Genomic DNA, 13,788 nt, shown 5'->3' on the forward strand with positions numbered 1-13,788 from the left:
ACGTCCAGCTCTGACTTTTATCGATGGCATCGGCTAATTCGCCAACAGAGTAGGACTGATCCCGCAAACAGTCGATTGCCCGTAGCTCCGCTTCTCTCATATATTCTAATTCCACCGATGTATTTATAATTATATTGGTGAGAGTGGAATACAGACACCGGACGCTCAGTGTGGGTCGTCAAATGGTGAGTTTCACAGCACCAATTGAGTTATCGACCCCCTCTATTGTGCGGCTTCTTTGATTGCTGCCGGTTTGACATCGCAGCGACCTCGGTTGCTATTTGTGAATAGTTTGCTATTCATACTCTTCAGCGCGTGACGGAGCGATGTTTGATTAACCAACAAGTCTATGCCAGTACGCACTTTGTTGGTTAACACGAGGCGACCGCTAATGTCCTACGAGCCACCGACGCCGCCAGCCGAACTGCCGACAGAGATCGTCGACACGCTCAACAGCTACTCGCCAGACCAGCTCCAGCATATCGCACGCTATGCCGAGGAGTTAGCAGAGCACAAAGCTCGCGAAGCGCGTCTCGAAAAGGAGTCGGAGGACGACGAGATCGACGACCGACCTGATGATCTTCCGGACGAGGTTCCGTCGAAGGCAACGATCACGATCAAGGAGATTAACGACAACCGCTACTACTACTGGCAGTGGAGAGAGGGGGACAAGGTCACGTCCAAATATAAAGGGCCAGTCAATCCGGACGAATGAGGGGTCAATACATCCGATTATCGATTTCCCACACCCCGTGTGCAAAGTGTAAATGTGCTGTATATCGACGATAGAGAGTTATTAGGCTGGTTTCGTATAGTGAATATGGCCTACAATCCGTGGGATGACACAGACGTACTGGACTCCGTGTAAGAGATGAATTGAGTAACAAGTCGAGCGGGAACACCCCGTGTGCAAAGTGAAATTCGAACGGTGAACATTAAGAGAACCGGAGACTGAACCGATTTTCACTTCGATGACGGGGGGATGGTCGACCCTGCGTTTACACTTCGATAGAGGGGTGTGTCCGGATGAGACCATCCGAAACACATCGATAGAGGGGTGCCTGCTGGGACTGACAGCATCTACTGATGAGAGTGAATTACGAAATCGGTCAATCGGGTAGAAAATCAGCTTATGCAAAAATACTGCATTTCAACCCCTCTAAGTGCATATTACATGTCGATAGAGGGGTGTTTGGGACACATCACGGCGAAGATCAAGTTATCCCTCAATGTTATTCTATTATCAATTGGGATTTGCTATCAGACCCAACATACACTTCGATAGAGGGGTGTCAGGTAAGTCTAAGTTTGGTTCCTGATCTGGGCTTTGACGACGGACTGGACCTCGTCTTCAGAGACCATCTCAAGTCGTGAATCCTCACGAAGCGTTTCCAGAATCGTGTCCGGTCGCTCCGCAAACTGAAACTCCAGAAACATCCCGGAACTTGGACCGTGGCTCCGTCGCTCAAAGTCAACAAGTGAATACGTGGTCAATTCCTTCATTTTGTTCACATATGTTTCTTGGTGATACTGATCGGCATCGATAGCCTCGGTGAGGAACTGGTAGACTCGATATCCCGTCGTACTCCGGGCAGCACCAGTATCAGTTTCTGCTGCGACGGCCGCCGTTGCATAGAGACACAATTTCTTTTGGGTGCTGATACCGCGAACGACTTCGAGAACGCGGTTCTTTTCGACTTTCGCCTGTGCGGCTCGTACGTGCTCCTCACGGACGCGTGTATCGCCCTGCCGTTCGGCGAGTTCGCCAGCAACCCGGATCAGATCAATCGCTTTTCGCGCATCCCCGTGTGTCTGGGCGGCAAAGGCGGCTGCGAGCGGGATCACATCGTCATCGACGACGTCTTCGTAGAATGCATCCTCCCGTCGCCGGAGGATTGATTGTAGCTGATTCGCGTCGTAGTCGTCGAAATGAACGTCCTCTGGCGTAAACGAGCTGACTGCACGGCTGCCGACGGCGTCCATCATTTTCGTGTCATTCGAGATCGCGACGACAGACACGTGGGCACTCAGTTCGTTGTTTGCGCCGGCGCGGGAGAGTTGATACAAGAGTCGGGAGAACGCCGGCTCTTGTTTGTCTCGGCGACCCACAAGCATATCCAGTTCATCGAGGACGAAGACGACGGAATCGAAATTCTCGTTGACGATTCGATAGAGTTCGTCCCATTTTTCTTTCGTCGCGACGCCGTGTTTTGGGACCTGGATATCGACGTTCGCCTCATCTGCAGCCTGTTGGACGAGTTCATACACTGCAACGCCGAGCGTATCGAGATCCTGGCAGTTGACTTCGATCGTCCCGAACTGGATATCACGAGAGTCACAGATCCGACTGATGTTGTTACAGACGGCCTTCGTTATGAGCGACTTGCCCGTGCCCGAGGGACCATACAGGAACAGGTTCGGCGGCCGATTGTCGCCGAGGGCGACACGGAGCATCTTGGTGACTTCCTGCAGTTGTTCGTCCCGACCGACGATCCGGTCTTCTTCGACGACATAATTCGGATCTAAAAGGGATCGGTCTCGAATGAGTCCCTCCTCATCGTCGAACTCCAGCAGCATATCCTCGATCGACTGTGCCGATTTCTCGGTGGTTGTCGTCGATTCCGAGATGTCCTCAGGATGGGTCGAATCCGGGCGATCTTCCGAAACGTCCGATTCAGTAGATTCAGAACGGAAATCGGTGTTCGTGATAGTCTCATCCTCCGGTGTTCTCGAATCAGCTCGAGAACGGTCGGAGTCGTCAGTTCCCATACGGAAGGCCATACAACCAAGTTACAAAAAGATTCCCACCCCTATCGAAGTGTGATCATACGCATCAGGTTGTGATTCTACGTGAATTCAAAAATTCAATCGTTGGTTGAGAATCGTATTCCCAACGTCCGACGAAGTGTTAACTCAGTCGGTGGATACAGAGACACACCCCTCTATCGATGTGTTCGCCGTGTCGATGGGGTGGGGAGGGCTACTGGATGGTATCTTCAGTTCACACTGTCGTTGGTATCCTTCTTCGCTCGAATTGTACCTACGAGCCGATTAAATCCCCGAACCTTGAGAAAAGAATCTCTTTCTTTTCTTCTATCTTTCTAGAACACACTCACACACACCTCTATCGATGTGTTCGATGTGTCGGCTTTCTCTCCTCCTAACCGGTTTCAGTTCTCGTTAGCATAGATTCGCTTTACGGCAAATAGAGCAACGCTACTCGAGAATTTCTCCAATTCAATGATGTCGCTATCGTTTGGATTCGGTCAAAACACCTATCGTCCACCTATGGAACACATCGATAGAGGGGTGTCTGTATTTTCGGCTAGCTTCGCTTCTCGGGTCGCGGTCGACTTCTCCACGACTAGTGGCGTGACCTTTCGGCTCGGTTCCCTGGGGACCAGCGCAAAACACATCGATAGAGGTGTGTCGCCTGCTGCCGTGTTCTTTACCACCTGCCGTCCCCGTCCCACCGTGATCAGGTAATCTCGGCTTGGCCCTATTGGGTTGCACCGGAGTCCAGCAGTACGTGGCCGGAAACGATATTAACCAACACAATCCGATATTCCCGGAAATATTGGTTAATCCTCGTGATTCAGGGTAAAGGAAGTCAGGTTCGTTTTTCGAATCTCAGCGATCTTCTGCCGGATATCGTTGCGGCCCCAGCCAAGCGGTGCCAGCACACTCTCGACAGCTCTGACGAGCTGCGTCTTGTAGTACGACGCGTCGTACGACTCGATCTCCTCGTGAGCCAACGCGACTCGGTCTCGCGAACTCTTCTCGTCGTCGACGACCACGTACTCGATGTCCTGTCCCGGGTGGATGGCGAGGTCCTGATCCCGAGCCCGCTTCAGCGCCGCCACGTTCTGTGTGTTCTGCGTGTACCCTTCCAGCGGCTTGGAGACACGATTCCGTTCGACGAGCTGGTCGACCGGCACCATCCCAGCGTGGAGGCGACTGATCGCATCCTGAAGACAGTCGAGTACGGTGCCCGGAGATCGAGTCGCGTCGAGCCGTTCGAGACAGTCCCGCTGGACGTCCTCGATGAACGGTGGGGTCGAACGCTGCCGGGCTTCGATACCGCGTATCTTGAACTCGTCGTCGCCGGCGACCTTCCCGAAGTACTTCGTCAACGCGCCGGCGTCGTTCTCGCGCTGCGGCACGAACGCCACCCAGTCGTAGTGGGCCTCGTGTTCGAGCCGAATCTCGACCTCTTCCGTGATTGCCGTCGCGAGCGTCTCGAGGTCCTCGCGGTCATCGTCGTCGACGTCAGGATCCGGCGTCACCCAGATGGAGTCGACGATGCCGTGGACGACGCGCCAGCCGCCGGCTTCCAGTCGCTGTTTCGCCGTCAGCAGAATCTCGCGAGCAAACGCGTTGATCGCCTCGTGACACTCGATACGGCCGAACTTCGCGTTGCTGAACCCCTGATACCCAAAGCAAGCGACGAGGATCCACTTCAGCGCTCCCGACCGCCCCTCGAGTTCTGCCAGTCGGTCCCCGTCGGGGTCGTCTCGATCCTTCTCGTGACGGATGGCCGCCTTGATCTCGTCGCGCGCGTCGATGATCGGCTGTAGGACGTCGACGAGGTAGCCCCGGTCGTCGCAGATCGAGTATCCGAGGCCGGGGACGTCCTCGCGGTCGCTGTGGCAGTCACACCGGATGACGTCCGGTGAGACGTTGCGGGTACAGATGATGTTCGGATAGAGGCTCGAAAAGTCGAGCTCGTGAACGTCGTCGTGAACCCCAACCTCAGGGGCAAAAATGAACCCGCCGCGGTCGGCGTCGTGGAGCGTCCCCATCGGCTTGTAGAACTCGTGGCGCCAGGAGTTCCACGGGACCAAGACGTTGTGCTCGTGGACTTCCCGGATCTGAATCGCCGTGAGGACGTTCCCGATCGACGCCCACGCGAGCTCCTGGACGGGCTTTTTCGAACGCGACACGAGGTCAAGGACGCCGTCGAGATTCGTCTCCCCATAGAAGAACGTGTTCGACTCGTCGATGATCGCACGGCCAGGCACGTTGTATCGTGCCGGCGAGTGGCCAACACGGCCGTAGCTAGAGTACGTCGATCGGCGTGCGAGTGTCTGGTAGTCGGGGTCAGGCCATCGGCCCAGGCTGAAGTCTTCGATGCCAGCGGCCGCCGCCATCTCGGAGAGTGTCGGCACGATCTCGCTCGTCGAACAGACCAAGACGTCGGGATCGTGGGCCGCGAGCGCTTCCTGGACGGCGGTGAGCATATCGAGCGGTGAGCCAGCGACGGTCACTCCGTTAACGGACAGCTCCCGGTAGCCATCGGTATCCGTACTCGTCTCGGAGACCGGCACGCCGAGCCGGAGCGTCGACAGCTCACCTGCTGGAGTCGGATCGACACTGGCCTCCAGACAGTACCGAAATTCCCGCGAGAAATCAACGTTGAAGCACGCCAGCTCGCCAACTGGATAATCCGACAGCTGGCGCGCCTGCCGGGCGAGTGGAGTGACGCGATCGATATGGGCGACATCGACGGCGAGGACCGCTTCTTCGTCTCGTCGAAATCCCGGACGGCGCTCAACCATCTCGGTCGCGACGACGTCCGGGTGCTGCTCATACACCGATCGGAGCGCTGTGAGATCGAGGTCGGCAGCAGGGTCACGAGCGGCGACGTAGAAGCGCGGCGTGTAGTCGTCGCGTTCGGTTACGGTAGCACCGTCTGGAGTCGTCTCCCACTCGAGGACGCGCCCGTTGTCCAGGAAATCGATCGTGAACGGCATCTATCGCACTATCACTGTCGAACGGCCGATAAGCGATGGCGTGTCGTTTCCGGAGTTCAATGAATAGGTTCGGGACCGCTTAGAGTACCGTTTTCTCGCCGCTGGCCTGTACGTCCGCGTTTCCGCAACGAGTTCCGGGAACCGCCAGCCGGACGCTCTCGGAGATGCACCGCTCGAATGTGCAGGCGTCACCGAGGCAGTCGGAGCAGAAGAGAAATCTGAAACAACGCCTCACGCAATCGGATCGAGCGACTTCATCGAGAAATCCGACTTCGAGCAGTACCGTTCTGCCAGTGCCATCAGTGCCCGGGTGCGCCGGATATCGGCCACGTTGTGGACAACGAGCGGTTCGAAGAGGCCGTCCTCCCAGACGGAGACGGCCTCACGGCTGTCGGAGAACGGATCAAGTTCGTTCAGTCCGGCGCCGAGCAATTCCTCGTAGACACCACTCAAGGAGTCGTTGCTAGTATTGAATCGAGTCTCGAAGACGTCCATCACGTCGACGTACGGGAGCGCGCCGAAGGGCCACTCGAGGCCGTGCCTGCAGTGTCGCGTCCGCAGAAACGGCAAGTCGAACCCGCCATTCCACCGCTCACCGTTGTACGCGACGAGTTTCGCGTCACGCTGCCTGAGCGTCGCGGTGACGAACGTCGCCAGATCTGTCAGGAGATCCTGTTCGCTGTCGTGGAGCGAGAGCTGGACCGGCGCCTGATAGTGATTGCTCTCGTCTCTTCCCGCCGAACGCCGTCACCGGGGGTGGCGTTCGGCGGTAAACAGTGAGAGTAATCACTATGAAAGGTCTCGTTCAACCGCTCAGCCAGATTTTCGGGCGGTGTCGTTCCCCCAGTGTTGAGAAACACCCGGGACGCCACCACCGAGTCGAATCCGATCACTGTGAGTTCGTCTGCGGTCTCAAATCCCGTCGTCTCGATATCGAAGGCGACCGTCATCAACTCGGTCATTCCGCTCCTCCCGTGTCACGGTCGGCGGCTGGACGCGATGATTCGTCCTCAGGTTCGGACACTCGCCGTTCGAGTGCTGCCAGGCGCTCCTCGTGGTCCTCGAGGCGTGCTTCCTGTTCGAGGTCGATACTGACTAGTGCTGGTAACAGCGGTGTCTGGTGGTTCAACAACCCGCTTGCATCGGCGTGCGCGCGTGCATACTCGAACAAGCGATCGAACCGGGGCTGATCGCGCCCTCGGAGCGCTCGCCGGAACGTCGCCCAGCGTTCTTCGATCGCCCGCAAGGCGTCACGATAGGTCGGATTGGTCCGGCCCATCCTACGGCCCCCCGGCCGGCGCCGTGTCGAGCCACGCGTCCTGAAGAGGCGCCGCTGGAAGCGTCATCCGTTCGCCCGATGGCGTGACACTGGAACCGACCGTCGACGCCGGGCGGGGCTGTGCCGTATTTCGGGCCGACTCTATGCCCACCTGTTCGGCTCGAATCCCGAGCAGCTGGCGCCAGTACGCAAGCGTGGTCTGGTAGTACGAGCCGTCGTCGACAGGGTAGACTAGCGTCTCGAAATCCTCGCCGACGAACCGGGGCCCGAATCGGGTCTGCTTGCATCGTAGCCGGTGCTGGGCGGCCGCCTCGATCGGTGCTGCGAACTCGTCGGCTGCCGTCCGGGTCATCAACACGGGCACGTCGTAGGCATCAGCGTACGCCGTCAAGCGGGCGAGCGTCCGTGCCTGGAGTGTACGCGCCTGCCGCTCGGGGAGAACATCCGCCGCACGGTACTGGGCATCGAGCGCTGGTGCGACGAGAAGCGACGGCGTGACCGGAGTATCCTCACGAATGGTCCGCGCTACGGCGTCGGAGAGCCCACAGACGGCGCCGTAGTGCTGGTACGGCGTGAACCCGCGAGCGACGCTGATACGGTCGAGCAACTGAGGACTGGGGGAAAGCTGTGCGAAGCTGGTGGTCGTCGCGTAGCCTCGGGCATCGATCCAGAACGCCGGCCCGTCGTGGAGCAGCAGGTGATCTAAGACTAGGGAGTGGACAACTGGGACGCCACGTGACTGTTCGAGATCGAGCAACACCAGCCCATTATCGAGCGAGGGCAATAGCGACGCGTCCGTTCCCGGGTCCACCCGTTCGACGAGGTCTCGGTTCTGCTCTGCTGGCCGGGTCAGACGATGAACTGCCATCGCGTCCTCGTCGGCTGAGTCAGTGTGTCGTTGCTGACGCATACACTATCAGACACACGAGACTCCGATAAGCGACGGCGTGGCGTTTCCGGAAACTACCGAGAAGCGGATCCCCTCCCATCTTACTGGTCCGGACGGTCGCTTCGAGCGGGAGTAGCCGATTTCCGGAATCGGTTCCGGTTGCTCAGTCCTAGGCCCTGATGGATCCGTCGCCCAAGGACCGATCGCTCAGTATAGGGCAAGCAGTTACCAAACCGGCTATCGATTTGTCCGAAATGTGCCAAAAACTGCCTGCTGAATATAGAGGATGTAGTCAGCAAGCCGTCGTTATCCGTCTCACGCCGTCACCACCGCAACGACCGCTTGGTATGTGATCTTGAGCGGTCGCCGTTTCGTGAACGAGGATCTCATAATCAGCAAAGGGAGAATGTTGGACTATCGAACCCGACCTGCTACAATCTATCCTCTGGAACGGCGAGACAGTGGTCGATATCCGCAAGCGACTTCATCTCCAGGACGTTGTAGGCCGCGTCAAGATCCGCTGCAATTGTCCTGAAATCGGGCAGTGGGTCGTGCGAATCTGTCGTTCCGTCGTTGTCGTGGAGGTGTGCGACGACCACATCGTCGCCCACGGCGTCGAGAAGATCGGCGAGTGAGACACCGGTCGCCTTCGCGTGCCCGACGTCCAGTGTGACCGATGGCCGAGGCGCCCCAGCGGCGACATCGTCGAGGAGAGCAGCGAAGCGCTCGGGCCGGGCAGTAAACCGCTTCTTCTGGTCCTTGTCACGCTGGTTCTCCACGCAGAGTGGAATACCGACGTCGTCTGCGAGGCGTGCACACTCGCGCAGCGAACGTACTGCCGCGTCACGATTGGCGTCGCGGACTCGTTCCGGATAGTGCGATCGGAATGTGCCACCGTGTACGACGACCGCGTTAGCTCCGGCAGTCTCGGCGGTACGGATTGATTGTTTCACGGCCTCGACTGCTCCCGCGCGAAGTGTCTCGTTCGCGCTCGCGAGATTGCAGTCTCGATGGGGGGCGTGGTAGGAGACGGTAACGTCGTACTCCTCACTGACGTCACGCACGTGCTCGGGCGCTGGCGCGTCGGGATATGTATCGAGGTAGCCCTGCCGAAGTTCGACGTGTGAGAGGTCCCGCTCGTCGAGAAACGCGACGAACTCCTCGAAGGAACAATCGAACCGGAGATCCATCGAGGCGCCGAATCGTTCGGTCATCGATCCCGCGCCCGGACGAGTCGATCACCGTCGAGGTGGGGGACGACATCTCGGGCATTGATCGCTGTCGCATACTCGTGGAGGTCTTTCCGGCGGACCTCGTGTTTCTCCGCGTACCCCGGCCCCTTTGCAGCCTCCAGGAGCGCGACGAAGTGGGCACGTTCGTCGGCCGTCAGGGGACGTTCACGGAGGTAGCGATCAATGAGGACTGCTCCGAGCAGATCGTCCGTCGTTTCCTCACCGCGTGAGCCAGCCGCGACGACGAACGTGGGCGCGTCGCGTTCGCGGAGATATTCGGCAACTGCGACTGCGTTCGTGTATCCCCCGACAAACACATCGATGTCCTCACTGCCGCGGTCGCTGAGTGTAGTCACTGCCGCGCCGCCGTTCTTCGACGTCATCGCAGTCGGAGTGTCAGTGACATCGAAGCGCTGGACGTAGCTCGGTGAGTTGAAGAAGTCGTAGCCCTCGTGTGGTTCGTAGTCGTCGGTCTTGCCGCCGCCGATGAGCGCTTCAGGGACCTCCTCCTGAAACTCGAACTCGTCACCACGTTCGTCTGTCACGTGGACGTACGCAGCACCGTTTCCGAGGAGTTCGGTGACAGTTGTTGAAAAGTGCGTCACGTCGACGACGACGTAGTCGCCTGCAGGCGGGTCCGCGGGGATCTCGCTCCGACTGCGGAGGATGCGATCACTGACCGAGAGTTCGCGTTCGGCGTGCACACCGCTGACGACCCCCTCGACCGTTGAACCGGTTGCTATGAGTGGCATAAAGGGTCCTAGACTTCTCAGCAGCTTGCAATACTTCGATAGAGCTATCGAGAGTACCTGTTTCACCTATTATAAGACGTTATTACCATTCTCAGGAAATCCGCGCCCGTCAACCGGACAATGAACGTCACCAAGTCACTCACGCCGAACGTGACCGCATCGTCCAACAAACGGATGATGGTGTTCATCCTCGTGCTCACGCTGTCTGGGCTCGAAAACACCATCGCCGAGCTCATCCCCGAGCCCACGCTCGGTCCGATTGAACTCGGAATTTCGAGCTTTATTTTCCTCCCGCTCGCACTCGTTTTCCTCTTTCCTTACATCGAGGCGGCACTCGCCGTCCCACTCGGCGAGATCGTGTTTACCGAGTTCCTGCTCGGCGAGTTCGGCGGACTCGGCGAGTTTGGTGAGGTAGCCATCGTCACTGCGTTCGTCTACGTCGCTGCACAGATGGTTCACGACCTTACCAACCCCCGCCAAGTGTTCCTCGCAGCCGTCTTCGCAAAAATCGGGGCTCAAATTCCTGCGACTCTTCTCGATATGGGTGTTATCTGGGTCGGCGCCGAAGAGTTCGAGGCCGTCGCCGGTCTCCCTCAGAGCGTCTTCATTATTGAGGTCGTCGATATGATTCCGGAGGCGATCATTACCGGCCTCATCTTCGGTGCGATCCCCACGATGTACCTCGTGCCCGCACTCTATGGGAAGGTTGAGCCGCTACTGGGTATCGAACCACGGCCGCGGTCGGACGCGAGTATGTTCGCCGATGTCGGCGTCGCACACTTGCTCGTCCTTGTCGGCGCGTCCGTCCTCGCGTTCTTCCTCGCGACCGCCGGCTTCTTTTTCGGCATCCCTATGATGGAGACCGAGGCGCTCCCGAACATCGGTGCGCTCGTCGGCCTGAGTGCAGAAGATGGCGGTGCTGGCATCTTCGTTTCGCTCATCCTTGCGTTCCTACTCCTGCTCGCCGTCGTCGCGTGGGGGCGCTCGGACGACGCGTCCGAACGTGAGCCCGAGACACTCTCTTCCCGTGAGTGACAGATGAGCAATGTGCCCCTTGTCCGCGTCGAAGACTACTCGTTTCGCTACCCTGGAAGCGACGAGTTCATACTCGACGGCGCCAACCTGACCGTCGAATCCGGTGAGTTCCTCGCCGTGCTCGGTGGGAACGGCAGCGGGAAGACGACACTGTGTAAGACGTTCAACGGCCTGATTCCACACTTCTTCGAGGGCGAACGCCGGGGCCGTGTACTCGTCAACGGGACGGACACGGAGACCGTCGACGTCGGGACGCTCGCGACGTGCGTCGGCTACGTGTACCAAGACTTCGAAAACCAGCTCGTTCAGCCGACTGTCCGGCGTGACGTCGAATTCGGCCCGCTAAACTACGGATTCGATGACTACCACGAACGCGCCGAACGAGCACTCGAACAACTCGATATCGCGAATTTGGGCGACGACTTCATCTGGGAGTTGAGCGGTGGCCAGCAACATCTCGCAGCGATAGCGGGCGTGCTCGCACTCAACCCGGACGTGCTGGTCGTCGACGAACCGGCAGCACAGCTTGACCCGCAGAACGCCGCGTATGTCTACGACCAGCTCGCGACACTCGTCGAAGACGGCCGCACAGTCGTCGTCATCGAGCACGACACAGAACTCGTCGCCGAGTACGCCGACCGCGTCGTCCTCGTCGACGACGGTCGGATCCATTGGTCGAAGCCGACGGCAGAGGCACTGAACCGTCTTGAGGACCTCCGTGAGCGCGACATCCACCCACCGCAGGTGACCGAACTGGCTGATCGGCTTGACGTGCGAATGGCTGACCGTACACAACGACCAGTCACGGTCGACGAGTTTGTCGCAACGGTCGATACGCCGCGTCGAACGACTCCCGACGGTGGTGCCAACGAGCCGACGCGTTCTACCGAGTCGATAGTCTCGGTCGAGAACGTGACTTACCAGTATCAGACGATGGATGCCGCGGAAACGCCGGTCTTCGATGGCCTTTCGCTCTCTATGAGCGCGGGTGAGAACGTTGCCCTCGTCGGTTCGAACGGCTCCGGAAAATCGACTCTGATGAAACTCCTCACTGGCCTGATTCGGCCAGATGACGGGAGGATCGAAGTCGTGGGGCACGACACCACTGAGACTTCACCTGAGATGCTGGCTGATGATGTCGTCTACGTCCACCAGCGGCCCGAGGAGATGTTCATCGAAGACTCCATCGAGGCAGATGTGGGCTATTACCTCCGCCAGCGAGACGCCGATGACATCGAGGAGATCGTCGACGACGTTCTCGCCTACCTCGACTTGGATCACCTTCGTAAACGGGACGGCCGCCTGCTCTCGGTCGGGCAGCAGCGTCGTGCGTCTCTCGCAATCGCCCTCGCGATGCGGCCCACCCTCATGATGCTTGACGAGCCGACAGGCTGTCTCGATATGGAGAGCCGACGCGAGGTGACGCGAATGCTCAACCGAGTCGACGACCGCGTTGAGGCCGTCGTCGTCGCCACGCATGACCTCCAATTCGTCGCATCCTGGGCCGACCGCGTCATCGTGCTGGATCAGGGTGCCGTGGTGGCCGACGGGGCTCCGGACAATGTGTTGACCGACGCGTCGTTGATGGATTCGACTGCCCTGCGGCCGCCCCAGCCCGTCATTGTGAGCCGGCGACTCGGCATCAACCCGCCCGCGACGACTGTCTCGGAACTCTCTGCGAGACTCGGAGGAAAGCGATGAGCACGCAGCGCCGTTGGCTCTCTATCGACCGCGTGCGAGTCGAGTTGATGCGGATCGCACACAGCGACGACGACGCATTTCTCAATACGCTTGATCCGCGCGTCCTTCTTGGATGGTACGTGGTCTTCGTCTCTGTTCCCTGGATGTTCTACGACACGCTCGTCCTCGGCACACTGCTCACGTTTATGGGTGTCCTCGTCGTCGTCTCCCGGGTGAATCGTATCCTGCTCGCGGTACTCGTATTCGGTATGGTCTCCAATCTCGCCTTTTTCACCGCCGTTGTCTGGGTGACAGGTGGTAACGCTGTCGGTGCCGTCGTAGCACTCGTGCCGTACAACCTCAAACTCGCGAGTATCTCGCTTGCGAGCGTCGCCGTCTTCACCACGATGAGTCCATCGCGACTGAGCAAGGCGTTGCTGAGCTTCGGCGTCCCACGTCGATTCACATTCTCGCTCGCGTACGGCTATCGTATGCTACCGGTGCTCTTGGAGGAATACCGTGATATTGTCCACGCGATTCGACTCCGTAGCCGCGGACCCGACCGCGAGGGCGTGCTGCGATGGCGCCACTGGCGACACCTCCTCTGGATAGGCGTACGGGCGTTTTATCCGCTCATTTTCGACGTCGCGAAACGGAGTCGGATGACCGTCGAAGCGATGGAGACGAGAGGGTTCTCCCGATCATTGGAGGACCCGGAGAGTCGCCGACTCCGCCTAAACACGCTCGGCACGGGAGCGCGAGACTGGGCGTTCCTTGGACTGTCGACTCTCATTCTCGTCTTTCTTTTCTGGCTCCGAACCACGACGTTTCTCCCCGGACTGCGCTGATTCAAGAGGGACTTGCAGGTGCCTTTTGTCTGATGCATAGTCTGACTGAGTATCTTGTCAGTTTGGCAACGACCGCGTGCGAGATATGCGCCCTGTATGCAGCAGCGCCTGAACGAACTACCCGGGGCCTGTCAGTAGCGTCTTGAGCGATACAGAGAGTGGGTCAACAACATCGACTCCGGTCGATTCACCCGGGTAAGCGCGCTCAGCGACGTTCAGCACCCGCCAGCGCCACCGGCACCGCCAGCAGCACCACCAGCACCGGCCGCACCGCCGGCACAGGAGGCGGCCGCTCCGGCACTCGCGCCAGCACAAGCCGA

10 protein-coding genes and 1 pseudogene are annotated in these 13,788 nt (G+C 58.9%); 4 read left to right on the forward strand and 7 right to left on the reverse strand.

The genetic code is table 11. The features are described 5' to 3' along the window. The first annotated feature begins 391 nt into the window (after positions 1–391). The gene (locus tag ACQUQ0_RS16970; protein WP_435186882.1) at positions 392–715 is read left to right on the forward strand and encodes a hypothetical protein; all 324 of its coding nucleotides are present in this window, start codon (positions 392–394) and stop codon (positions 713–715) included. 587 nt (positions 716–1,302) lie between these two features. Here ACQUQ0_RS16970 and ACQUQ0_RS16975 read toward each other — a convergent pair. The 7 genes and pseudogenes from ACQUQ0_RS16975 to ACQUQ0_RS17005 form a co-directional block, all read right to left on the reverse strand. Then, positions 1,303–2,769: an orc1/cdc6 family replication initiation protein gene (locus ACQUQ0_RS16975; protein ID WP_435186884.1), complete on the reverse strand. Its 1,467-nt coding sequence runs from the start codon at positions 2,767–2,769 to the stop codon at positions 1,303–1,305. Between the two features lie 812 nt (positions 2,770–3,581). After that, the gene (locus ACQUQ0_RS16980; RefSeq protein WP_435186885.1) at positions 3,582–5,753 is read right to left on the reverse strand and encodes a type B DNA-directed DNA polymerase; all 2,172 of its coding nucleotides are present in this window, start codon (positions 5,751–5,753) and stop codon (positions 3,582–3,584) included. Positions 5,754–5,984: 231 nt separating this feature from the next. Continuing rightward, positions 5,985–6,715, reverse strand: a pseudogene (locus ACQUQ0_RS16985) (hypothetical protein). Next, positions 6,712–7,032 (reverse strand): hypothetical protein, encoded by a 321-nt coding sequence (locus ACQUQ0_RS16990; RefSeq protein ID WP_435186887.1) that lies wholly within the window; start codon positions 7,030–7,032, stop codon positions 6,712–6,714. The pseudogene ACQUQ0_RS16985 and the gene ACQUQ0_RS16990 overlap by 4 nt, the downstream one beginning before the upstream one ends. A gap of 1 nt (position 7,033) precedes the next feature. Further along, positions 7,034–7,942, reverse strand: coding sequence for a hypothetical protein (locus ACQUQ0_RS16995; RefSeq protein ID WP_435186889.1), 909 nt, complete (start codon positions 7,940–7,942; stop codon positions 7,034–7,036). A 410-nt stretch (positions 7,943–8,352) separates the two neighbouring features. Next, on the reverse strand, positions 8,353–9,135 hold the full coding sequence (locus tag ACQUQ0_RS17000; protein WP_435186890.1) for a sugar phosphate isomerase/epimerase family protein: 783 nt from the start codon (positions 9,133–9,135) through the stop codon (positions 8,353–8,355). Then, on the reverse strand, positions 9,132–9,857 hold the full coding sequence (locus ACQUQ0_RS17005) for a 2-phosphosulfolactate phosphatase (protein WP_435186897.1): 726 nt from the start codon (positions 9,855–9,857) through the stop codon (positions 9,132–9,134). The genes ACQUQ0_RS17000 and ACQUQ0_RS17005 overlap by 4 nt, the downstream gene beginning before the upstream one ends. A 168-nt stretch (positions 9,858–10,025) precedes the next feature. Here ACQUQ0_RS17005 and ACQUQ0_RS17010 point away from each other — a divergent pair, with 168 nt between their 5' ends. The 3 genes from ACQUQ0_RS17010 to ACQUQ0_RS17020 are packed head-to-tail and all read left to right on the forward strand — an operon-like array spanning position 10,026 to position 13,468. Further along, the gene (locus ACQUQ0_RS17010) at positions 10,026–10,940 is read left to right on the forward strand and encodes a hypothetical protein (RefSeq protein WP_435186891.1); all 915 of its coding nucleotides are present in this window, start codon (positions 10,026–10,028) and stop codon (positions 10,938–10,940) included. 3 nt (positions 10,941–10,943) lie between these two features. Next, positions 10,944–12,641, forward strand: a complete 1,698-nt coding sequence (locus ACQUQ0_RS17015; protein ID WP_435186893.1) for an ABC transporter ATP-binding protein — start codon at positions 10,944–10,946, stop codon at positions 12,639–12,641. After that, positions 12,638–13,468: an energy-coupling factor transporter transmembrane component T family protein gene (locus ACQUQ0_RS17020; RefSeq protein WP_435186895.1), complete on the forward strand. Its 831-nt coding sequence runs from the start codon at positions 12,638–12,640 to the stop codon at positions 13,466–13,468. Before ACQUQ0_RS17015 ends, ACQUQ0_RS17020 begins: the two co-directional genes overlap by 4 nt. Positions 13,469–13,788: the final 320 nt, after the last annotated feature.

The sequence above is a fragment of the Halobellus sp. EA9 genome (genome assembly GCF_051195055.1).
In the GTDB taxonomy this organism is placed as follows: Archaea; Halobacteriota; Halobacteria; order Halobacteriales; family Haloferacaceae; genus Haloquadratum; species Haloquadratum rubicundus.